Source organism: Kocuria sp. KRD140, assembly GCF_017168375.1.
Lineage (GTDB): Bacteria > Actinomycetota > Actinomycetes > Actinomycetales > Micrococcaceae > Kocuria > Kocuria marina.
In genome coordinates this window covers 176,427-197,498 of sequence record NZ_JABFAW010000004.1, presented here as the reverse complement: position 1 = coordinate 197,498, position 21,072 = coordinate 176,427, and the positions used below count along the sequence as shown (strand labels likewise).

The 21,072-nt window shown below is 67.7% G+C and carries 19 protein-coding genes; 8 read left to right on the top strand and 11 right to left on the bottom strand.

Annotation, left to right across the window (positions count from 1 at the left end; genetic code table 11):
- Positions 1 to 105: 105 nt before the first annotated feature.
- The 3 genes from J1M36_RS05065 to J1M36_RS05055 form a co-directional block, all read right to left on the bottom strand.
- On the bottom strand, positions 106 to 297 hold the full coding sequence (locus tag J1M36_RS05065; protein WP_035965533.1) for a CsbD family protein: 192 nt from the start codon (positions 295 to 297) through the stop codon (positions 106 to 108).
- 194 nt (positions 298 to 491) lie between these two features.
- Entirely contained in the window at positions 492 to 1,454 is a 963-nt protein-coding gene (locus J1M36_RS05060) for a hypothetical protein (protein ID WP_206478784.1), read from the bottom strand.
- Positions 1,455 to 1,575: 121 nt separating this feature from the next.
- On the bottom strand, positions 1,576 to 2,043 hold the full coding sequence (locus tag J1M36_RS05055; RefSeq protein WP_098053887.1) for a MarR family transcriptional regulator: 468 nt from the start codon (positions 2,041 to 2,043) through the stop codon (positions 1,576 to 1,578).
- 182 nt (positions 2,044 to 2,225) lie between these two features.
- On the opposite strand from J1M36_RS05055, the gene J1M36_RS05050 reads away from it, so the two are divergent.
- Positions 2,226 to 2,696: a MaoC family dehydratase gene (locus J1M36_RS05050; protein ID WP_206478783.1), complete on the top strand. Its 471-nt coding sequence runs from the start codon at positions 2,226 to 2,228 to the stop codon at positions 2,694 to 2,696.
- Between the two features lie 104 nt (positions 2,697 to 2,800).
- Here the strand turns inward: J1M36_RS05050 and J1M36_RS05045 are convergent, their stop codons facing one another.
- Positions 2,801 to 3,673, bottom strand: coding sequence for an NAD(P)-dependent oxidoreductase (locus J1M36_RS05045; protein ID WP_206478782.1), 873 nt, complete (start codon positions 3,671 to 3,673; stop codon positions 2,801 to 2,803).
- A gap of 664 nt (positions 3,674 to 4,337) precedes the next feature.
- Between J1M36_RS05045 and J1M36_RS05040 the strand changes: the two genes are divergently transcribed.
- Positions 4,338 to 5,177 carry a hypothetical protein gene (locus J1M36_RS05040; protein WP_241246870.1) on the top strand — a complete coding sequence of 280 codons (840 nt, stop codon included), beginning with the start codon at positions 4,338 to 4,340 and terminating at the stop codon, positions 5,175 to 5,177.
- 110 nt (positions 5,178 to 5,287) lie between these two features.
- Here the strand turns inward: J1M36_RS05040 and J1M36_RS05035 are convergent, their stop codons facing one another.
- Both J1M36_RS05035 and J1M36_RS05030 read right to left on the bottom strand, forming a co-directional pair.
- On the bottom strand, positions 5,288 to 6,082 hold the full coding sequence (locus J1M36_RS05035) for a nuclear transport factor 2 family protein (protein WP_206478781.1): 795 nt from the start codon (positions 6,080 to 6,082) through the stop codon (positions 5,288 to 5,290).
- A 31-nt stretch (positions 6,083 to 6,113) separates the two neighbouring features.
- Positions 6,114 to 7,532: a gamma-aminobutyraldehyde dehydrogenase gene (locus J1M36_RS05030; protein WP_085106739.1), complete on the bottom strand. Its 1,419-nt coding sequence runs from the start codon at positions 7,530 to 7,532 to the stop codon at positions 6,114 to 6,116.
- Positions 7,533 to 7,782: 250 nt separating this feature from the next.
- Between J1M36_RS05030 and J1M36_RS05025 the strand changes: the two genes are divergently transcribed.
- Entirely contained in the window at positions 7,783 to 8,166 is a 384-nt protein-coding gene (locus tag J1M36_RS05025) for an RNA-binding S4 domain-containing protein (RefSeq protein WP_035960951.1), read from the top strand.
- Here J1M36_RS05025 and mptB read toward each other — a convergent pair.
- The gene (gene mptB, locus J1M36_RS05020; RefSeq protein WP_064846412.1) at positions 8,163 to 9,725 is read right to left on the bottom strand and encodes a polyprenol phosphomannose-dependent alpha 1,6 mannosyltransferase MptB; all 1,563 of its coding nucleotides are present in this window, start codon (positions 9,723 to 9,725) and stop codon (positions 8,163 to 8,165) included. The two genes, J1M36_RS05025 and mptB, sit on opposite strands and share 4 nt — an antisense overlap.
- Before the next feature lie 294 nt (positions 9,726 to 10,019).
- Between mptB and J1M36_RS05015 the strand changes: the two genes are divergently transcribed.
- The gene (locus tag J1M36_RS05015; protein ID WP_342358287.1) at positions 10,020 to 11,345 is read left to right on the top strand and encodes a glycosyltransferase family 87 protein; all 1,326 of its coding nucleotides are present in this window, start codon (positions 10,020 to 10,022) and stop codon (positions 11,343 to 11,345) included.
- Positions 11,346 to 11,475: 130 nt separating this feature from the next.
- On the top strand, positions 11,476 to 12,786 hold the full coding sequence (locus J1M36_RS05010) for a glycosyltransferase 87 family protein (protein WP_206478835.1): 1,311 nt from the start codon (positions 11,476 to 11,478) through the stop codon (positions 12,784 to 12,786).
- 39 nt (positions 12,787 to 12,825) lie between these two features.
- On the opposite strand, the gene J1M36_RS05005 is transcribed toward J1M36_RS05010, so the two are convergent.
- Complete coding sequence (locus J1M36_RS05005) at positions 12,826 to 14,064, bottom strand: hypothetical protein (protein ID WP_206478779.1); 1,239 nt, start codon at positions 14,062 to 14,064, stop codon at positions 12,826 to 12,828.
- 147 nt (positions 14,065 to 14,211) lie between these two features.
- Between J1M36_RS05005 and J1M36_RS05000 the strand changes: the two genes are divergently transcribed.
- Together J1M36_RS05000 and J1M36_RS04995 are read left to right on the top strand one after the other, a co-directional pair.
- A complete protein-coding gene (locus J1M36_RS05000; protein ID WP_206478778.1) occupies positions 14,212 to 15,495 on the top strand; it encodes an MFS transporter in 1,284 nt (427 codons plus the stop codon).
- A gap of 183 nt (positions 15,496 to 15,678) precedes the next feature.
- On the top strand, positions 15,679 to 17,136 hold the full coding sequence (locus tag J1M36_RS04995; protein WP_206478777.1) for a benzaldehyde dehydrogenase: 1,458 nt from the start codon (positions 15,679 to 15,681) through the stop codon (positions 17,134 to 17,136).
- A 160-nt stretch (positions 17,137 to 17,296) separates the two neighbouring features.
- Here J1M36_RS04995 and J1M36_RS04990 read toward each other — a convergent pair whose 3' ends face one another.
- The 3 genes from J1M36_RS04990 to J1M36_RS04980 are packed head-to-tail and all read right to left on the bottom strand — an operon-like array spanning position 17,297 to position 20,451.
- On the bottom strand, positions 17,297 to 18,802 hold the full coding sequence (locus J1M36_RS04990) for a tripartite tricarboxylate transporter permease (protein ID WP_206478776.1): 1,506 nt from the start codon (positions 18,800 to 18,802) through the stop codon (positions 17,297 to 17,299).
- Entirely contained in the window at positions 18,803 to 19,453 is a 651-nt protein-coding gene (locus J1M36_RS04985; protein WP_260850477.1) for a tripartite tricarboxylate transporter TctB family protein, read from the bottom strand.
- The gene (locus tag J1M36_RS04980; protein WP_193519144.1) at positions 19,450 to 20,451 is read right to left on the bottom strand and encodes a tripartite tricarboxylate transporter substrate binding protein; all 1,002 of its coding nucleotides are present in this window, start codon (positions 20,449 to 20,451) and stop codon (positions 19,450 to 19,452) included. The genes J1M36_RS04985 and J1M36_RS04980 overlap by 4 nt, the downstream gene beginning before the upstream one ends.
- Before the next feature lie 211 nt (positions 20,452 to 20,662).
- Between J1M36_RS04980 and J1M36_RS04975 the strand changes: the two genes are divergently transcribed.
- Entirely contained in the window at positions 20,663 to 21,019 is a 357-nt protein-coding gene (locus J1M36_RS04975) for a universal stress protein (protein ID WP_206478775.1), read from the top strand.
- Positions 21,020 to 21,072: the final 53 nt, after the last annotated feature.

The window sequence follows — 21,072 nt, the reverse complement described above, 5'->3', positions numbered from 1 at the left end:
GGAGTGCACGACAGGCGCCGTTGCCGGCGGTGGGGCGGGCAGACGAAAGGCCCCCGTCGTGTTCACGACGAGGGCCCCCCGGTCGAAAGGTGGCGGGTGCGGATCTCAGCCCAGCCCGTCCTTCAGATTCTTGCCGGCGTCTTTGATGTTCTCCACGGACTGCTTGGCGCCACCGGAAGCTTTCTCCCCGGCACCCTCAGCTTGCAGATCTGCGTTGTCCGTGGCGTCACCAAGCTTTTCCTTGGCGGAACCGGAAGCCTTCTCCGCAGCATTACTGATCTTGTCACCGAGTCCCATAGGCACTTCCTTCCGTGGAGCGAACAGGTCCTCATAATCTAGACCCGACGTCCCGGCCGGGGGAAGACATGGCGCGGAACAATTTCCTGGGAGCACCCGCTTCAAAACCTCGGGCGCGGCGGGCCTTCCGGCCCGGGCGACTCCCCGGAACCGCGGTGTCTGCCGAACCAAAAGACTCCGCCAGCCCGAGCGGCTCACTGGTAGGACACGAACCACGGCTTGGGCGTCAGCTCGAAGGTCTGCTTGGGGGTGAACGTGGGGGTGTCCTCGTCGTAGAAGTTCTTCCACGCCATGCGGATCCCCCGGGGCAGCTCGTGCTGCAGAGCGTCCCACGTGGACATCTTCAGATCCGGGGTGCCGTGTCCGTCCGCGTGCAGGAGGAACGCGAGCTCGGGGTGGTCCGTCGTGATGGCCTCACGGTTCTGGATCATGGGCATGGAGAACTGGTGCAGGATCAGGGTCTTCTGGGGTAGGCCGTTCTCGGCCGTGAGCCGGGCGAGCCACTGCGTGGTCTCGTTGATCTCCTGAGCGCTCACGGACCCGATCTGCTGCAGCGGATACTGCCCGGGCCCCAGCCGCCACTCAGGGTCCAGGGCCAGGCCCACGTTGGGCCGCTTGAGCAGTTCCTCGTACCGCTTGGCCTGGGACAAGAAGTCCGAGCGGCCGGGCTGCAGGTCCAGGACCACGTAGATCCCGTGCTTCTGCGCGGCCTCGATGTACGGCATGAGGCGCTCCACGGGAGCCTCGCTGGAGAAGTCGCCGTCCGGTCCCGGGTCGGAGGAAGCGGTGGTCGCGATGATCTCGAACGCCGGGATCACTTTCTCCTGGCTGTAGGGCTCGTACTGCTTGGCCAGCTCGATTGCCCGCTCGGCGGATTCCTCCGGCCCCTGCTCACCCAGCGCGCCCAGCCCCGGGGTGCCCGGGTGTCCGTAGAGCGCCACGAACCGGCGCTCGGGGAACAGGGTGGTGCCCCCGCCGATCAGCTCTGGCGGCTGGGTGGGCGTGGGTGTCGCGCTGGGCTGTTCGGTCGCGGTGGACGACGTCGCTGCGGTACCGTTCGCGGCGTCGTCGCCCCCCGCGTCGCCGCCGGAACCGCAACCGGTGAGCAGCAGCATGGCGCAGAGGGCGGAAAGGGCGGCGGGGGCGGCGGAGCGCATGGTGCGTGACCTCGATCGGTAGGGGGAGCGCGGGGGAGTCGAGTGTGCTGGTTCCACGGTACGTGTTCGCGGGCGTGAACACCCGGAATCCCGGGGCGGGCGGGGCCGTATGACGGTGCGCTCAGCCCAGTGCCACGCGCTGCAGCAAGTCCAACAGGGTGGCCCGTTCGTCCTCGCTCAGGGGTGCCATTGTCCCGTCCGTGCAGCGGTCCACCGCGGCGCGCGCACGCCGGTAGAGCTCGCGGCCCTCGTCCGTGGGCTCGATCAACTTGGAGCGGCGATCATTGGGATCGGTGCGCCGCACCACGGCCCCGCGGTGTTCGAGGGAGTCCACGATCAGCACGATCTGGCTGGGGTCCAGGACCAGGTACCTGCTCAGCTCCCGCTGGGACGGGTGCAGGTCCGAACACACGAGGGACAGCGCGGAGTAGTGGCGCACCTTCAGGTCCAGTTCCCCCAGGGCCCGGTTGGCGGACGCGGAGCCCAGGGAACTCGCCCGGGCCATGAGAAACACCGGCTCGCTCGCGAGATCACTCGTCCTCAGGTCCGGCGCCGGGTCAAGGGCGTCCTGCGGAAGGGGGGTGGTCATGTCGCTGCTCCTGGGTGTCGTGTCGTGACGTGCTCCGTGCGGTGGGCGGGGGTGGGACCGTCCGCCGAAGGATCGTCGTGGATAATCTTAACCGTTGGCAATCTCAATTAAATACGGTCCCATGAAAGAAACATGCGGTGACGCCCATCACCGCCGGAGCAGAACCCCAGAGGGAACATGTCATGACCGCCAAGACCGTTGTTCTGTTCGACGAGGTGGCCGAGCTCGCAGGGAAGGATTCGGGCTACTCCGAGTGGCGCGAGATCACCCAGGACCAGGTGAACCTGTTCGCGGACGCCACCGATGACCACCAGTGGATCCACACCGATCCGGAGAAGGCCGCGGACGGTCCGTTCGGTGGGCCCATCGCACACGGGTTCTTGACCCTGTCGCTGCTGATCCCCATGTGGTCCGAGCTCTTCGACGTGTCCGACGTGAAGACCAAGGTCAGCTACGGCGTGGACAAGGTCCGTTTCACCTCACCGGTGAAGGTGGGCGCACGCATCCGGATGACCGTGACCATCGCGGAGGTCTCGGAGGTCTCGGAGGTCAAGGGCAACGGCCTGCACCTCGTGGCGGATGCGACGATCGAGATCGAGGGGGAGGAGCGCCCCGCGGTGGTGGCGCGCTTCCTGAACCGGTTCTACAAGTAGGGTTCAGGGCCCCTCACTACATTCCTGCCCCGATAATGCACGCTACGACGCTGTGGCGTGCATTATCGGGGCACAGGTGTTCTCAGGGGTGGGTCCCAGGTCGTTCACTTCTCGGTTCTGTCCGCGATCCACTTCTGGAACACCGCGGAGTCCTGCTCGCCCAGTCCCGAGTCGATGAGCTGTTGCGCCGCGGCCGCGATGGGCCCGCCCAGCACCGACGTGGTTCCGGTGGCGCGGGCGGCATCCAGGTACGCGGAGACGTCCTTGTGCACGAAGGCCGCCTGCGCGGACACCGAGTAGTCGTGGCCCACGAGCTTGGGGGTCTTGTCCGCCAGGATGGTGGATCCCGCGTAGCCGCCCTGGAGCAGGTCCAGCAGTGTGGCCAGGTCCAGTCCGGCCCGTTCGGCCACGACGCTGGCCTCGGAGATCGCCACGATCTCCGCCGCGCAGATCAGCTGGTTGCACGCCTTCGCTACCTGCCCGGCCCCCAGCGGCCCCAGGTGGACGGGGCGACCGCACGAGGACAGGACGTCCGAGACCAGGCCGGCGGCGGCGTCGTCGCCGCCCACCATGACGGACAGGTCCCCGCGGATCGCCCCGGCCTCCCCGCCGCTGATGGGCGCGTCCACGAACTCGACACCCGAGGTGTCCCGGTGCCAGCGGGTGATGTCCACGGGGGAGACGGTGGAGCTGATCGCCAGGACCAGGCGGTCGTGGTCGGCGTCGCGCTCGCGGGCGCCCTCAGCGAGTTCTTCCAGCACGCCGTCGATTTCCGGGGCGCCGGGCACCAACAGGATCACGACGTCGCACTGGCGCGCCATGCGCCGCGGCGTGTCCACCGCGCGGGCCCCCGGGGCCTTGTGGAGGCTGCGATGCAGAACCACCACGTCGTGCCCGGCGCTGATGATGTGCCCGGCCATGGGCTTGCCCATGGATCCGAGACCGATGATTCCCACGGTGTGCGGTGACGGGCTCATGCTGCGGCTCCTCGCGACGGTGACGGGTGGTCCCATCATGCCCCGAATGCTGGCGCCGGCGTCCAGGGGTGGGGGCGAATTACCTCGAACAGAAATGCCGAAGCGGGAATGGCGGTTGTACTGCCGGGAAAATTCTATGCGATCTTTGATTTGGTGGAACTGGGTGGCAGTGGGTTATCGCCATGGGAGGTGCCGAGGGTGCATCCAGCCCTTATGGGTGGGATATTTATGACTGGATTTATGACTGCATTACGTGCATTACGTGTATTGCGGGGCCGCGCCCCAATATCCGGCGTCTCTTGCGCTTGGTCATCGGCGCCGGTGGGGATCATCCGGGTCGGATGGCCGGTTGGAGCCGCCGAACAGTGCGGATTTAAGGACACTTCCGAAAAAGTAAATGAGGCCAGCAACCAGAGGGATAAGCAGTATCAAACGGATAAGAATGGCCAGGTGATCCATTATTCACTTCTCGCGCCTCGTGAAGTCCATTGTCGTACGTAGCTATAAGGATTCAGTCTAGCGGGATGACCCTCATGAAAATAGTGTGGTACTTCATTCGTATTTCTTCTTCGAAGCGGACAGGGAATGCCGGCCATTGATTGGGCGATGCACGGGGGTAGGTCATGGAGCCTCCCGCAGTCATGCTCACCACCCGCACCACGGGGTGGCGCTCGAGCTGGCCGACGTCCCGCTGTTCACGACCCAGGGCACGGAGGATGAACGGCACACCGTGCGCGTGCTTGGAAAGGACGGCGCCGTCAAGGCCGAGACGACGGACTGCCCGGGCGTGCACGGTGAGGCGGCGGCCGCGCCGGGAGCGAGCACCGACACCGTGATGGCGGGTTGCGAGAACGGGCCCGTGATCTATCGGGACGGGACGTTCCACAAGGTGGCCGTGGCGGACGCCTACGCGCGCTCGGGCAACCTCGCAGGTTCGGAGAGGTCGCCGATCGTGCTCGGCGACTACAAGGTGGACGAGGATGCCGAGCAGGAGCGCCCCACGCGAGTGGCCCTCTTCGACACCCGGGACGGGTCGCACCGGCTGGTGGACCTGAGCTCGTCCTACTGGTTCCGTTCGCTGGCCCGCGGGCCGGAGGGTGAGGCTTTGGTGCTCACGTACGACGGCAAGCTCAACGTGATCGACGTGGAGTCCGGAAAGGTGGTCCGGAAGATCGACGTGATCCAGCCGTGGGAGGAGAAGGCGGACTGGCAGGAGGCGGGTCCCGCGATCAAGGTGGCCGGCTCGAGCGCCTACGTGACCGACGCGCAGAACAAGAAACTGCACGTGGTGGATCTAACCAAGGGTGAAGTGGCCAAGACCATCGACCTGCCGCAGACGCCGGTGGAACTCGCGGTGGTGACGGGCAAACCGGAGGCTCCGGCGCGGGAGGAGAAGGCGCACGGACACGTTTCCCACGAGGGTCACGACCATGCCCACGACGACGCCGCTCCCTCAGGGGGTGCCCCTGCGGACGCCGGAGGTCACGGCGGGCCCGGGCGCTGACGGTCCCGGATGATGTGCTCCTCGATCACTGGAACAGATCGGGCAGTGGCCCCGTGGACGCCATCACGCGTCCACGGGGCCACTGCATTGTCAGGTCGTCTCGGTCAGGTTCAGTCCGCTACCGACGTGAACGCACCGTGCGGGTGCGCCAGTTCGTCATCCGACGGAACCGGTCCGATGGCGTCCCACAGTTCGACCCACGCGCCGTCCTCGATGCGCCACAGTTCACAGAAGAAGTGGCGGTCACCGGCGATGGATCCTTCCGAGAACGTCAGGACGAAGTTCCCGTCAGCCACCGTGCGGTGCAATGTGTCGTAGGTCAGTGCAGAGCCGTCCTCCTTGAGGTGTTTCAAGAAGTCGACCATGTTCTGCACACCGTCGGCGATGTCACCCGAGTGCTGCGTGAACCGCCCGTCCGAACGCGTGAAATCGCCCGCAGCGTCGTAGTCCTGGCCCTGTAAGAACGTAGCCCAGGCCCGCTTGACGAACTCCCTGTTGGCCTCGGTGTCGGCGGATGCGTCCACCTCCGTGGGGCCGTCCAGCTGGGTGTGGCCCGACTCGTTGGGTGGTGTCTGATCCACCAGGCCGTCCCAGTGCTCCACGATCTTGCCGTCGGCCACGCGGTAGATGTCGAACCCCACGAACACGGTGTCCGGATCCAACCCGGGATAGGCACCGTGCAGCGCGACCAAACCGGCCTTTTCGTCCACGACTACGCGCGCGACGTCGTGCCTCAGACCCTCGCCCGCGTCGGTGACCAGCTCCCGCAGGCCTTCCTTACCGTTGGCCACGAGCGGCGAATGCTCCACGTAGTCCTCGGCGAAATTGCGGTCCAGGGTGCTCAGGTCGTGCTCGGTGAACAGCTCGCGGTCAGCGGTGAGCACGAGTTCTCGAATGTCGGTCATGATGCGCTCCTTCCCTCGTTCGTTCCCGCCGTCAGTCCAACGAGCTCATCACGTGCTTGACGCGGGTGTACTCCTCCACGGCGTACTTGGAGAGGTCCTTGCCGTAGCCGGAGTGCTTGAAGCCGCCGTGGGGCATCTCGGCGACCAACGGGATGTGGGTGTTGATCCATACGCAGCCGTAGTCCAGATCGCGGGACATCCGCAACGCGCGGCCGTGATCCTTGGTCCACACGGACGACGCCAATCCGTATTCCACCCCGTTCGCCATCTCCACGGCCTGCTCCTCCGTGGAGAAGGTCTGGACGGTGATGACGGGACCGAAGATCTCATTCTGAATGGCCTCGTCCTCCTGCTTGAGATCCGCCACGATGGTCGGCTCGAAGAAGAAGCCGGGCCCGTCCGCCTGCTTGCCACCCGTGGTCACGGTGGCGTGCTCCGGCAAACGATCGATGAACCCGGACACCTGTTCGAGCTGCTTGGCGTTGTTGAGCGGGCCGTAGAGGATGTCCTCCTTGTCCGGGGTGCCGAATGCCGTGTCCTTCGCGGCCTGGGTGATCTTCTCCAGGAACTCGTCACGGACCGATCCCTCCACGAGGATGCGGGTGGAGGCGGTGCAGTCCTGGCCGGCGTTGAAGAAACCGGCTTCTGCGAGCGTGGCGGCGGCGGAGTCCAGGTCCGCGTCCCCGAACACCACGCAGGGCGCCTTTCCGCCCAGTTCCAAGTGAGCGCGCGTGAGGTTCTTCGCTGCGGATGCGGCGACAGCCAGACCGGCTCGGATCGAGCCGGTGATGGAGACGAGTCCCGCCGTGCGGTGTGACACGACCGTTTCCCCGGTCTTGGCATCGCCCAGGACGATGTTGAAGGTGCCTTCAGGAAGGAACTCCGAGGCGATTTCAGCGAACAGCAGTGTCGACTCCGGAGTCGTGTCCGATGGTTTCAACACGATGGTGTTGCCTGCGGCCAGGGCTGGCCCCACTTTCCAGACGGCCATCATGAGGGGATAGTTCCACGGCGTCACCTGGCCCACCACGCCGATCGGTTCCCGGCGGATCACGGAGTTGAGACCCTCCATGTATTCGCCACTCGCGAGGCCCTCCATCAAGCGGGCTGCGCCGGCGAAGAAGCGGATCTGGTCCGCGGAGACATCGACTTCCTCGGACTGGATCAGGTACTTGGGTTGGCCCGTGTTGCGAGATTGCGCGTCCACGAGTTCGGACCCCCGTGCTTCGAGGGCGTCGGCGATGCGCAGCATGGCGAGTTGTCGCGCACCGGGGGTCATGCGCCCCCATGTCTTCGATGCTTTAGCGGCTGCCTCGTACGCGGCATTCACATCTTGCTCGTTCGAGTTGGGGGACTGTTCCGTCACCTCACCGGTAGCCGGGTTGACCAGGTCGAAGGATTCCTCGGATGCGGATTCCACATAGGTGTTGTTAATGAAGTTCTTGAGCATGAGTGCTCAACCCCCGTTCTCAACTGCCTCTGCGTCTTTCGCAGATGCTTCGGGGCTCACGTCCTTGTGAAGCCCCGCTCCCACCGTACCCACCGCGGCGTGATATTGCTCACAAAGAGCCAGGGGTTCCCGTGTGCGCGCCGAAACCAGCACAGGGATGGTTTGGTGATGGTTCATGACCCGGGTGATCCATTGACCCCACTGGGGGCAGGCGGGAGCGACGTCGTCGTCCCCGAGTACCGTGGACCCCATGAACGCCCCAGCCAACGAACCCGGTAGCGCCCGCCTGGACGTGTGGTTGTGGTCGGTGCGGTTGTTCAAGACCCGCTCCGCCGCCACGACCGCGTGCCGCGCGGGACACGTGCGGCTCAACGGCGCCCCCGTGAAGGCCGCCCAGCCGGTGCGGGTGGGGGATCGGGTGAGTGTGCGCCGCCCGGGGTGGCAGCAGGAGTTCCAGGTCACCAAGCTCATCGTCAAGCGTGTGGGCGCCCCTGTGGCGGCCCAGTGCTACATCGACCACTCCCCGCCGCGGCCCGCGGAACTCAGCGTGCCGGTGGCCCGCCGGGACCGTGGGGCGGGGCGGCCCACCAAGAAGGACCGCCGCGAGCTCGAAAGGCTCAGGGGCCTGCGTTAGTCCTTGTGCGCCGTCGTACCCGCGGCCACCTGAGGGGGGCCGGGATCCACCCAGCCCCGGAACCCACCGTGGGTCAGCAGGGTGCGGGTGCGGGGATCGATCAGCGCCAGGTAGAGCGTGAAGGCCACCGTGATCACGAACGCCACCTGGGACACGCTCACGCTGAGGTCGATGAACGGCCACACGGACAGCTGGTCCTGGGCACCGAAGACCACGAAGAACGTGATCACGATGTACAGGATGCGGATTTGCCAGTTGTCCTTGATGCCGGTCGCGGCCAGCAGGGGGATGAGCCACAGGATGTACCAGGGCTGGATGATGGGGGACAGCAGCACCACGGCGGAGAACGCGAGGGCCATCCGCCGCACGATCCTGCGGTCCCCGCCCACGAACATCAGCACGAGGACCAGGGCGATGGCCGCGTACTGCAGCACCTGACGGAACACCGATGCGAGGGCGTCCCCCGGTTGGCCGAAGAAGTTTCCCACGCGCTCCACCTGTTGTCCCAGGAACCCGGACGGCGAGTACCCCGTGTACCCCGGGGTGGGGTCCAACAGGGCCCAGGCCCAGCCCAGACCGAGGTTATCCGCGTAACCGCTCACCGCGAGGATCCCGAAACTGAGGAGCGCGGTGGCCGCCCAGATGACGAACCGCCGCGGCCACGAGGCACCCTTGCCCGCCCAGAGCAGACCGATGAACGGCAGCAGCAGGATGGTGATGGGTTTGATCCCGATGGACCCCGTGACCAGAAGTATGCCCAGCAGGGGATATTTTGTGGCCGCGGCGTATACGCCGGCCACGGCGAGGCCCACCATGAGTGCGTCGTTGTGGGCGCTGGCCACGAAGCTGATGAGGAACAGCGGGTTGGCCACGGCGATCCAGAGAGCCCGGGCACCGTTGATCCCGTGCAGGCGCGCGAGCTTGGGCACGTAGATCATGCACAGCACCACTCCCACGTACGCCACCGCCCGGAACAGCATCACGGAGGCGTCCGGCTGGGCGTTGGTCAACCGGACGACCCCGGCGGCGATCCACAGGAAGTAGGGGCCGTACGGGGTGCGGGCCTCCGCCCATTCCGGATCCGCGCCCAGCATGAACCAGTTGTCGAGCGAGGAGATCCCCTCCACGTACGGGTCCTTGCCGGCCAGCATCAACCGGCCCTGACCGATGTACGCGTACACGTCCCGCGAGTAGATGGGAACGGCGAGGAACAGGGGCAGGGACCATGCGATCACGGCGATCATCACGGTGCGCAACGACCCGTGCGGCCATCCCCGCAGGCGTTGACCGAGGCGCAACCACGATCGGATGAGCAGCATGGCGCCCACGGTGAGCAGCACGGTGCACCCGTACACGCCCCACACGTTCACGCGCAGTTCGATGACCAGGGGGTGCCGGACCATGGGGGAGCCGTTGGCGATCCACCCGGTCCCCACGGACCCCACGAGCATCATGAGCGAACCAATGACGCCCTGGATGATCGCCATGTGGGCGCGCGAATCATTCTTGGCGGTGGAGCCGGTGTGCGCGGGAGAGGGGCGAGAACCGGTCGCGGTCATGGATTCCAGCCCCCTCAGCCAACCAGTGGTGGGCGAGCCGAGGTGTCCAGCGGCTCCGACCCCTGACTTTACAGGACGGTTTGCACTCGAACAGTGCGCGTTCTGGGGGTTCCCTGGGGGCGGGGTGAGCGCATCATGGTGCCGTATGCGGTCCCCGGAGTGGTTCCCCATAGAATCGGAACCGGTATGTCCGAGGCGCCGGGACCCTCGGGCGCCGCACGCCCCCGAACAGGACCAGTGCACACCCCCGGACCAGAACAGAATCCCGCGCGCATTCGGACAAGGACCTCATCCGTGCCCACAGAGAGATATTTCACGGCCGCCACCCGGGCACGGGACGCCGTGCTCCCCCGCGCCGCGCAGGATCGTCTGATGACACCGGGCGCGCTGCTCGTGGGGTTCCTGCTGGTGCACGTGGGCTTCCTGATCTTTGCCCTGATCGTCTCGCTGCAGGGCAATGCCTTCAGCGACACCAACATCTACCGCGCGTGGGCGGAAGCGGGTTTCGACGACCGCAACATCGCGTACGGTCCCAGCCCCTGGGTGTACCCCGTGCTCGCGCAGATCCCCATGGGACTCGCGGGCATCGCGGGACCGGGCCCGTACTTCTTCCTGTGGGTGCTCATCATCGCGGTGCTCAACGCCGTGGCCATGGGCAAGCTGACCGACTGGGGTCGTAACCGTGCCGCACTGCCCGCTGGCTGGTGGTGGCTCGTGTTCATCCTGCTCATGGGCTGGCTGGGCTTTGCGCGCGTGGACGGTCTCACGGCCCCGCTCGTGCTGCTGGGCCTGGTCTACGGGGTGTCCCGCCCGTTCGTGGCCTCCGCGATCCTCAGCCTGGCCACGTGGATCAAGGTCTGGCCGGCCGCCGTCGTGATCGCTCTGTTGACCGCCGCACGACGTCGCGGCGCCGTGTTGCTCGCCGGGATCCTGGTCACGCTGTTTGCCGTGGCGGCCGCGTTCGTGTCCGGATCACCGCGCCAGATCGCGGACTTCATGACCCAGCAGGGCGACCGCGGCATGCAGCTCGAGGCCACGTTCAGCACCCCGTGGCTGTGGCTCTCGGTGCTGGGTGTGGGTGATTCCCGCATGTACATGAACACGGACATCAACTCGATGCAGGTCAGCGGCCCCGGCTCGGACGTGATGTCCCGGCTCATGCAGCCGCTGTTCGTGGTGGCCGCCGTGGTGGTCGTGGTGCTGATCGCCCGCGGGCTGCGTCGCGGCGTGCACGCCGGTGCCCTGGACCGCACGGCCCTGTTCCTCGCGGGTTCGCTGACCATGGTCACGGCCTTCATCGTGTTCAACAAGGTGGGCTCGCCCCAGTTCATGGTGTGGCTGGGCCCCGTGATCGCGGTGGGCCTGGTGCACAACTGGAAGGTGTGGCGCACCCCGGCGTTCCTCGCGGTGCTGATCGCGATCGCCACGTTCTTCGTCTACCCGCTCTTCTACACCGCGCTGAGCCACAACAACCCCGTCATGGCCGGCGTGCTGACCCTGCGCAACCTGCTGCTCGTGGTCCTGCTGTGGTGGTCCGCGCGCGGGCTGTACCGGCTGGGGTCCGCCGGGCCCGCCGGTTCCGCCGCGAAGGGAGGCCCGGTTGCCGGCCCGCACGCCTGACGACGACACGGCTCCCGCCCCCGGGGACGCCCACCGCACCTCGGTGCCGCGCACGGGTGCCCCCGCGGCACCCACTGGCGGAGCCACCGCGCACCCCGAGGCTGCCTCTGCCGACGACGCCGCTCACTCGGTGACGGGCGCGCGGCCCGGGCCGCAGCGCCGTCGTCCGCAGGAGTGGCTGAACCGCCCCGCCGCCGTGTGGGTGGGCTTCGCGGTGGTGCACGTGTACTTCCTGTGCTGGATGGCAACGTTCTTCCTGCACGGGTGGGCCTTCAGCGACACCGAGCAGTACCGCGAATGGGCGATGGCCGGGTACAACGCGCCCGACCAGGGTTCCGTCAGCTCGTGGGTCTACCCCGTGCTCGCGCAGGTGCCCATCATGTTCCCGAGGATCGCGGGCTACGACCTCTACCTTCTGGCGTGGACGCTCATGATCACCGCGTTGAACGCCGTGGCCATGTGGTTCCTCCTCCACCGCGCCCCGCGCAGCGGTGTGCTGGCCGGGTGGTGGTGGGTCGTCTTCACCGTGTTCCTGGGGTACCTCAGCTTCGCGCGTGTGGAGGGTGTGGCGGCGCCGATCGTGTTCATCGGCCTGCTCTACGCCGTGCGCCATCCGGTGGTGGGATCGGCGCTGCTGAGCATCGCCACGTGGATCAAGGTGTGGCCGGCCGCGGTGCTGCTGGCCATGGTCATCGCGCTCAAACAGCGCGTGCGCATCATCACGGCGGGCGTGGTGGTCACGCTGTTCGTGGTGCTGGGCGTGCTGGTGCTCGGCGGGATCGAGCGGATCGCGGACTTCCTGCTCAACCAAGGCTCCCGCGGGATGCAGCTCGAGGCCACGTTCTCCACGCCGTGGGTGTGGGCCGCTGTCCTGGGGCTCGCCGACTCCCGGATCGCGGACAACACCGCGATCAACTCCACCGAGGTCTACGGTCCCGGTGTGGAGGTCATGGCTTCCCTCATGCAGCCGCTGCTGCTCATGGCCGTTCTCGTTGCCGCGGTGCTGCTCATCCGGGCACTGCGGCGCGGTGCGGACAGGGCGCGCCTGGTCCACGCCGGATCCTTGCTGCTGACCATCGTGCTGATCGTGTTCAACAAGGTGGGCTCCCCGCAGTTCATGATCTGGCTGGCCCCGGTGATCATGGTGGGTCTGCTGCACGACCGCGTCCGGTGGCGCATCCCGGCCTTACTGACCCTGGGCATCGCGGCGACCACGTTCGTGATCTACCCGCTGTTCTACACGCCGCTGATCCACGCGAACCCGGTCATGGCCGGGGTGCTGACCCTGCGTAACGTGCTGCTCGTGATCCTCCTGGGCTGGACCGTGCGGCGGATCTGGCAGCTGGGTGCGCCCGCGGCGGCCGGGGCCCGGCCCGGTGCCACTGTGTTGAATGCGGAGGAGCCAAGCGCCGGAGATAAGAAGTCATCCCCGCGACGATAGCCACACGCCGGAGAAGCTCCCCGTGGCGGTCGTTGAGCGTTAGGAGTCGTCCCCGCGCCTCGTGAGCCGGTTCTTGGCGTACCCCCACAGCGAGGGCGCCTCCTCGGGCTGCCGGGCCTCCGCATTGCGCAACCGGTCCTCCCGCTTGTCGCGGTGGCGTTGCATGTGGTCCTCGTAGCGCTTCTGGTTGAGCCGCTGCTGTTCCTGCTCCGCGGCCTCCCCCTGCGGATCCGTCTCATAGACGTCCCGCGGGTCGGTGCGCTGCGAATCACGTACCACCCGGGGGGCGGTGGCGTGCGTGTCCGCCCGTTCGGCCTCGACCACGCGCGGGAGCCTCCGCCGGATCGCCTCGCGCTCCGCCCGCTCCGCCAACCGTCGCTGCGACGCACTCATCCGGCGGGGCTCGGTATACCGGTCGCGGATCTTCTCGATCACGGGCAGCTCGTCGGTGGTCTCGTACGGCTCCTCCGGGTCGTCGACCTCGTACGACGACGGCGCCGCTCGCTCCCGTACGTGCGGCGCCGCGGCGTCGTCGTCCGTGACGTAGGAGACCCGGGTGACGGGGTGGTGTGCGGTGTCCTGGTCCCGCAGCGGGGTGACACGCAGGAAGGAACCGGTGTCGACTTCCCGCGGCGCCTGCCACGGCGTGTCCGCGAAGACGCGGTGGCTGCGCCAACCCCGGAAGAGTTTCCAGCCGAGGTAGAGCACGCCCAGCAGTAGGACGGCCGCGGGTTCGGCGTAGCCCGTGGAGTAGTAGATCGAGGCCGCGATGAGCGCCACGATTCCCGTCCCCAGGGGCGCGAGGGCCGCTGGCGACTGAACGGGCAGTAAACCCAGGAGATCACGGGTGTAGCGGTTGTCGTGACGACGACCGTGCACCGTGTGGGCCCGGATCTTCACGCCCGGGGGAGTGTGCTCCGAGAGTCGGTGCGTGGTGACCGGGGGATCCTCCGGGTCCTCGGGCTCGAGCACCACGGTGCGGGCGCGCCCGGCGGCCAACGCCGCCCTATTGGTCGCCAGAAAGCCGGCGAGCAGTAGATACACGCCCATGGTCAGAAGCACGTAGGGCAGCATTACCGCCACGACCAGGGCGATCACACGCCAGACCCAGGCCACGTCCCCGGCCGGGAAGTTCTCGAAACGGAAGGGTCCGTGGGTTACCCACAGGAGAAGCGCCCCGAGGATCACGGCTCCCACCCCGTTGCGCACGGCGTGCACGCGCAACCGCGGCCAACCGCGGGCCGACCGCGCGGCCCGGCGCTGTTCGCGTGTGCGCATGAGGACTCCTGTGATCCCGGGGAAAAGGGTGCTCCCAGGGTATGTGGTGCGGGGGACACGCACGAGGACTCAGGGGTGGGACGCACGGGCCGTACTTGCATCGTGACGGGTGAGGTGCGCACCCCCACCTGCCCCTAGGATCGACCCGTGGCCCGTTTCCTGCTCGACATCGCCCCCGTGCGGGACATCCCCGCCTTCCGGCGACTGTGGATCGGGTCCACGCTGTCGATGCTCGGAAGCCAGTTCACCGTGATCGCGATCAGCCTGGAAGTGTTCGAGCTGACCGGATCCACGTTCGCCGTGGGGATGGTGGGCTTCTTCGCGCTCGTGCCCCTGATCATCGCGGGTCTCTACGGGGGCAGCATCGGGGACGCCACCGACCGGCGTTCGGCGGGCCTGTGGACCACGTTCGGCCTGTTCATCATGACCGTGGCGTTGGCCGCGCACGCGTGGCTGGACATTGCGAGCGTCGCGGTGCTCTACGGCATCGTGGCCCTGCACTCCTTCGCGCAGGGACTGAACCAGCCCGTGCGCGGTGCGATCGTCCCGCGCCTGGTCCCCATGCGACAACTGCCCGCCGCCAACGCCCTGTTCCAACTGACCATGGGCTCGTGCCTCATGGTGGGCCCGCTGCTGGGCGCGCTCACGGTGGCCGGACTGGGTTTCCGGTGGGCCTACACGGTGGACGCCCTGAGCTTCGCCGTGAGCCTGTGGGCCATGTACAAACTGCCACCCCTGCCGCCCATCCCCGGGGAGGACGGCGCCACGAGCAAGGCCGGTTTCCGTTCCGTCGTGGAGGGGTTCCGGTTCCTGGCCACCCGCCCCAACCTGCGCATGACTTTCCTGCTGGACCTGGCCGCCATGATCTTCGCGATGCCCCGCGCGCTGTTCCCCGTGCTCGGGGCGTCCGTGCTGGGCGGGGACCAGTTCACGGTGGGGCTGCTCACCGCGGCGCTCGCGGCGGGATCCGTCCTCGCGGGAGTCTTCTCGGGAACATTCATTCGCATCAATCACCACGGTTGCGGGTGTGCCGCCGCCGTGGCCGCGTGGGCCGTGTGCATCATGGCGTTCGGTGCGGTGATCCTGGTGGCCTCCGGCGGCTGGGGTCGGGACACCGCGTGGCCCCTCGTCATGTCCTGCCTGGTGCTCGTGGCCGCGGGGGTCATGGACTCGGTGTCCATGCTGTTCCGCACCACCATCCTGCAGGCGGCCACCCCCGACTCGCTGCGCGGCAGGCTCCAGGGCATCTTCATCGTGGTGGTTGCGGGCGGCCCTCGCCTGGGCGACGCCGCGATGGGCACCGGCGGCCAGTGGCTCGGACCCGGGTTCGCCGCCCTGGTGGGTGCCGTGATCTGCTTCCTGCTCGTGCTGCTGCTCATGCGGATGTTCCCCGGGTTCATGCGCTACGACGCCCGCGACCCGCAACCCTGACCGCCTGCGCCTTCCTCGAGGGGGCTCGTCTTCGGGGACGACGACGCCGCTCGCGCACCCTCGGGTCGCCCGCTCACTCCCATGCCGTTCGCGGGCCGCGGATATCACCCGGCCCGTGGTCTGGATGGGGCCGGCTCCCGCACAATGGAGATCCATCACGTGGCACACCAGGAGGTAAGGGACATGGCGATTCTCGAGGACGGCCGATGGGACGGGAAGATCTTCGACGGGGAGTGGACGGAGGGTTCCGGTGAGCCCATCACGGTGCTGAACCCGGCCTCGGAAGCGGTCCTGGGTCACGTGGGTGCGGCCACGCCGGAGGACGTGTACCGGGCGGCGACAGCGGCGTCGTCGGCCCAGCAGTCCTGGGCAGCGCTCAAGCCCACCGAGCGCGCGGCCGTGCTGCGTCGGGCGGGGCAGTTGTTCGAGGAGCACGCTGACGAGGTCGTGGACTGGGTCGTGCGCGAGACCGGCGCCGTCCAGCCCAAGGCCGGGATGGAGGCCCACGTGGCCGCGCAGGAATGCTTCGAGGCGTCCGCGCTGCCCACGCACGCGAAGGGCCAGGTGCTGGCCTCGGACGACCCGCACTGGTCGCTCGCACGGCGTCTGCCCGCCGGGGTGGTGTCGGTGATCTCCCCGTTCAACTTCCCCCTGATCCTCTCGATCCGTTCCGTGGCACCCGCGCTCGCGCTCGGTAATGCGGTGCTGCTCAAGCCGGACCCGCGCACGCCCGTGACCGGCGGAGTGCTGATCGCACGCATCTTCGAGGAGGCCGGGCTTCCCGAGGGGGTGCTGCACGTGCTGCCCGGCGGCGGGGACGCCGGTGCGGCCGCCGTGGACGCACCCGAGGTCCGGATCGTGTCCTTCACGGGTTCCACCGAGGCGGGGCGGCACGTGGGCGCGGCCGGTGCCCAGCATCTCAAGCGCACGCACCTGGAGCTCGGTGGCAACAACGCGATGATCGTGCTGCCCTCCGCGGACCTGGACCTGGCCGCGAGCGTGGGTGCCATGGGGACCTTCTTCCACCAGGGTCAGGTGTGCATGACCACGGGTCGGCACATCGTGCACCGGGACGTCTACGAGGAATACGTCCAGCGACTCGCGGACAAGGCGGACGCCCTCGTGGTGGGCGACCCCTCCGAGGGACAGGTCCACCTGGGCCCGATCATCGACGAGAAGCAGCTGAAGTCCGTGGACTCCAAGGTCCAGGAATCGGTGATCGCCGGCGCCACCATCCGGGCGGGTGCCACCCACGACGGGTTGTTCTATCGCCCCACGGTGCTGACTGATCTCACCCCTGAGATGCCGGCGTGGAACCAGGAGATCTTCGGCCCGGTGGCACCCGTGATCGCGGTGTCCTCCGTGGACGAGGCCGTGGCGCTGGCCAACGCCTCCGAGTACGCGCTGTCCCTGTCGATCCTGGGCGAGGTGGGGGAGGCCATGAAGGTCGCCGACCGCGTCACGGCCGGGAAGATCCACATCAACGAGATGACCGTGATGGACGAGGCCACCGCCCCCATGGGTGGGATGAAGGCCTCCGGCACGGGCGTGCACTTCGGTGGGGCGGACGCCAACGTCGAGGCGTTCACCGAGCTGCAATGGGTCACCCTGAGCCCGGACATCCCGCAGTACCCGTTCTGATCGGGCAATCCCGCCCGGCCCCGAGGACCGCGACGGCGTGTGATTTTGCTGAGCTAAAGCAGCGAACCACCCTCTGAGAGGGGGTTTGCGTGCTTTAGCTCAGCAAAATCAGTGCACCCGTACTTGGGAGAGGGTGGGGTTTACCCGGAGACGAGTCGGCTCAGACGTCCCTGCGGGTGCGGCTCGTGACTCTGCTGCGCAGTGTCAGGAGCAGGATGATCACCAGGACCCCGTAGAGCACGAGCATGATCGGACCGCTCACCAGGACCGAGGCGTCACCGTCCGCGCTGATCAGGGCGTCCCGCAGGCTCGTCTCCGCGAGCGGACCCAGGACCATCCCGATGATCAGCGGCGCGAGCGGGTAATCATGCATACGCATCAAGAAGCCGACGAGTCCCACGCCCAGGAGCATGAGCAGGTCGAAGGTGGAGCCGGACGTCGCGTAGATGCCCAGGCCGCAGAACACCGTGATGCCCGCGTACAGGTACGGGCGCGGGATGAGCAGTAGCTTGGCCCACACCATCGCGAACGGCAGGTTGATGATCAGCAGCACGATCATCGCGATGAAGAAGCTGGCCAACAGCGCCCACACGAGATCAGGGGCGCGCTCGAACAGCAGCGGTCCCGGTTGCAGCCCGTACTGCCGGAACGCGGCGAGCATGATGGCGGCGGTCGCGGAGATGGGCAGGCCCAGCGCGAGCAGCGCACCCATGGCCATACCGGTGGTGGCGTTGCCCGCGGCCTCGGGTGCGGCAAGACCTCGAATGGCGCCCTTGCCGAATTGCGGGTCGCGACGACGCCGATCCAGCTTGCGTTCCGCGCCGAATGCCAGGAACGTGGGGATCTCCGCGCCGCCGGCCGGGACCACGCCGAACGGCAAGCCGATGGCCGTGCCGCGCAACCATGCCGGGGTGGCCTCCCGCAGTTCCTTGCGGCTCAACCAGGGCCGCCCCTGGGCCTTCAGCATCCTTCCCTGGCTCTGGAACCGGGCGGTCGTGGCGAAATAGATCACCTCACCCAGCGCGAGCACCGCGACCGTGACGGTCACCAGGGAGATCCCGTCGAAGAGGTAGGGGGAGTTCATGGTGAACCGCGGGATGCCGGTCACGGAGTCGATACCCACCACGGCGATCCCCAGTCCCAGGGCGAGGGACAGCAGACCCTTGACCGCGGAGTCCGTCACCACGGAGGACGTGGCCACGAACGCGAACAGGGCCAGGGCGAAGAACTCCGCCGGACCGAACTGGGTGGAGAACTCGGCCAGGAAGGGTGCGAAGAACACGACCACCACGGACGCCACGAAACCACCGATGAACGCCCCGATGGCCGCCGTGGCGAGCGCTTGTGGGGCTCTGCCGGTGAGCGCCATCTTGTGGCCCTCGAACGTGGACGCGATGGCCGAGGCCTGCCCCGGGGTGTTCATGAGGATGCCCATGGTGGAATCCCCGAACAGCCCGCCGAAATACACGCCGGAGAACATGATGAACGCCGCGGTGGGATCCAGGGCGAACGTCACGGGCAGCAGCAGCGCCACGGCCATGGAGGACCCCAGGCCGGGCATGACACCCACGGCGGTGCCCAGGAAGCATCCGAGCACCACCCAGAAGAGGTTCTGCAGGGTGAGCGCCCCGGCGAAACCGTCCAGCAACAGCGAGAGGGTCTCCATCTAGAACCCACCCCCCAGGAGGCCGGAGGGCAGGGACAACCCCAGGGCCATGTCGAAGGCGATGTACGCGAGGGAACTCACGGTCAGCCCCACGACCAGTGAGAACAGCGGGCGGGTGGAGCCAAAGCCGCGGGCCACGCACCAGAACAGTACGGCGGCGCCGATGATCCACCCCAGGAACTCGAGCAGTAGTGCAAACACCAGGAAACCGCCCACCACCCAGGCGAAGGACCGCCACGAGAATTGGGGCGTGGCGGGCTCGTAGGCACCTACGAACTCGTAGCCGGCATCGTCCGCCGAGGGTGCGGCGTCGTCATCGGCGGGGGAGGTGTGCGCGGTGCTGCCCGTCGACGTCGTCGGGTGGCCTCCAGGAGAACGGTCCGCGGACCGGCGGCGCAGGATCGAGAGCACCTCCACGATCACCAGGGCGTAGATCACTGCCGTCACCACGGCCGGGAAGAACCGGGGCCCGGGGAAGTCCACCGACTCCGGGACGGACATGCTGAGCATGCTCACCAGCAGGTACGTCGCGAAAGCCGCGAGCACCAAGGGCATGGTCAGCTCGGACAGCAGCGACCGGTGCGCGGAGGGCGGCGCCTCCTGCGGGGGTGGTGCGGACGCCGGGGTCGACCCGGTCACCTGTGATGTCACAGTCCCAACTCCTTGTAGAGGCCCTGGATGCGGGTCTTCTCGTCCGCGAGGAAACGGGTGAGCTCCTCGCCCGTGATCACGTTCTCGTTCCAGTTGAAGCGTTCGATGGCCTCCCGCCACTGCGGTGTGGCGATCGTTTCCCGCACAATGGTCTCGAGCTCGGTCTTCTCCTCCGGCGTGATCCCACTCGGTGCCACAAGCAAGCGCCAGTTGGCCAGGGTGACGTCGAAGCCCTGCTCCACGGTCGTGGGGATCTCCACCCCGGGCACGGGTTCGCGGGCCACGACGCCCAGGGCCCGCAACCGCCCGGACTCGATCTGGTCGATGGAATCCGGGTACCCGCTGGCCGCGGCGGCCGCCGTGCCGTTGAGCAGGGCCTGGGTGGATTCACCGCCGCCGTCCGAGGACACGTAGATCATGTCCTTGGGTGCCAACCCGGCACTGATCGCCATCTCGGTCACGACCAGCTGGTCGAAGGAACCGCCTCCGGTCCACGGGACCTTGCCGGGGGTCTTGGCCCACGCCGTCATGAGTTCCTTCAGGGACGTGTACGGGGAATCGCCGGGGACCACGATCACGTCGTACTCCTCCACCACCACGGCCAGGGGATTCACGTCCGCGTAGGTGGTGGCGGAGTCGTACTGGATGGTGGCCGCCAACTGACCCGTGCCACCCACCATGAGGTTGTTGGCCTTGCCGGAGAGGATCTCCAGGTTCCCGAGCGCGATGGTCCCGCCGGCACCCGGGATGTTCACCACCTGGGTGTTGTTCACGATGCCGTTGGCCCGTTGGGCCTGCTGCATCTCCCGGGCCACGGTGTCCCACCCGCCGCCCGCGGCCGCCGGGGCGATAATGGTCAGCGACGAACGGAGGTCGTTGCCGCCGGAGGCCGATGCGATGGACCCCGCCGTCGCGGTTCCGATGGCCCCCAGGGCCACGAGTCCCCCGAGACCGTAGGTTAGGAACGTGCGGCGGTCGGGGGAGTGGGTGGAGCTCATGGATTCTCCCGGGATTCGCGGTAAGGGGGATTCCCGCCGCCCACGGGGCCGCGAGAAGTGTGACTTAGGATACACATACCCCCACGTGGGAGGCGGTACCGACGCGGACCCCGGGATTCACCGGGCCGGCAACGGTTCACCGCCCGGGGGCGATCTCGCCCCGCCCCGGAACCTGCCCCCCCAGATGGATCGCGCACAGAGAAGAGGACCCATGGCCATCATCCTTGCCGCCGCCGAGACTCCGGCCGGTCACGCCGCCCGCGACTTCGCCGTGCAGGAAGCCCGGCGTCGCGACACGGACCTCGTGGTATTCCCCGTGGACGGGAACGAGCCGGATCTGTCCGCGATCCCGTACGAGCGCGTGAGCGTGGAGCATGCCGCCGCCCGCAGCCGCAATGCCGTGGGGGATCTGGTGGACGCCACCAACCGCGCGGAGATCGACGCCGTGGTGGTGGGGGTCCGACGGCGGTCCCCCGCGGGCAAGATCTTCCTGGGTTCTTCCGCGCAGCAGATCATCCTGGGATCCGCCGTCCCCGTGATCGCGGTGAAACCCGCCCCGGGACGCTGACCCTGCCCGCCTCGGCGGGTGACTGATCCCCTTACCCTGGTGCGGTGCCTTCC

Coding starts and splice junctions, on each gene's coding strand:
- J1M36_RS05065 (WP_035965533.1), bottom strand. CDS start 297: ATGGGACTCGGTGACAAGATCAGTAATGCTGCGGAGAAGGCTTCCGGT.
- J1M36_RS05060 (WP_206478784.1), bottom strand. CDS start 1,454: ATGCGCTCCGCCGCCCCCGCCGCCCTTTCCGCCCTCTGCGCCATGCTG.
- J1M36_RS05055 (WP_098053887.1), bottom strand. CDS start 2,043: ATGACCACCCCCCTTCCGCAGGACGCCCTTGACCCGGCGCCGGACCTG.
- J1M36_RS05050 (WP_206478783.1), top strand. CDS start 2,226: ATGACCGCCAAGACCGTTGTTCTGTTCGACGAGGTGGCCGAGCTCGCA.
- J1M36_RS05045 (WP_206478782.1), bottom strand. CDS start 3,673: ATGAGCCCGTCACCGCACACCGTGGGAATCATCGGTCTCGGATCCATG.
- J1M36_RS05035 (WP_206478781.1), bottom strand. CDS start 6,082: ATGACCGACATTCGAGAACTCGTGCTCACCGCTGACCGCGAGCTGTTC.
- J1M36_RS05030 (WP_085106739.1), bottom strand. CDS start 7,532: ATGCTCAAGAACTTCATTAACAACACCTATGTGGAATCCGCATCCGAG.
- J1M36_RS05025 (WP_035960951.1), top strand. CDS start 7,783: ATGAACGCCCCAGCCAACGAACCCGGTAGCGCCCGCCTGGACGTGTGG.
- mptB (WP_064846412.1), bottom strand. CDS start 9,725: ATGACCGCGACCGGTTCTCGCCCCTCTCCCGCGCACACCGGCTCCACC.
- J1M36_RS05005 (WP_206478779.1), bottom strand. CDS start 14,064: ATGCGCACACGCGAACAGCGCCGGGCCGCGCGGTCGGCCCGCGGTTGG.
- J1M36_RS04995 (WP_206478777.1), top strand. CDS start 15,679: ATGGCGATTCTCGAGGACGGCCGATGGGACGGGAAGATCTTCGACGGG.
- J1M36_RS04990 (WP_206478776.1), bottom strand. CDS start 18,802: ATGGAGACCCTCTCGCTGTTGCTGGACGGTTTCGCCGGGGCGCTCACC.
- J1M36_RS04980 (WP_193519144.1), bottom strand. CDS start 20,451: ATGAGCTCCACCCACTCCCCCGACCGCCGCACGTTCCTAACCTACGGT.
- J1M36_RS04975 (WP_206478775.1), top strand. CDS start 20,663: ATGGCCATCATCCTTGCCGCCGCCGAGACTCCGGCCGGTCACGCCGCC.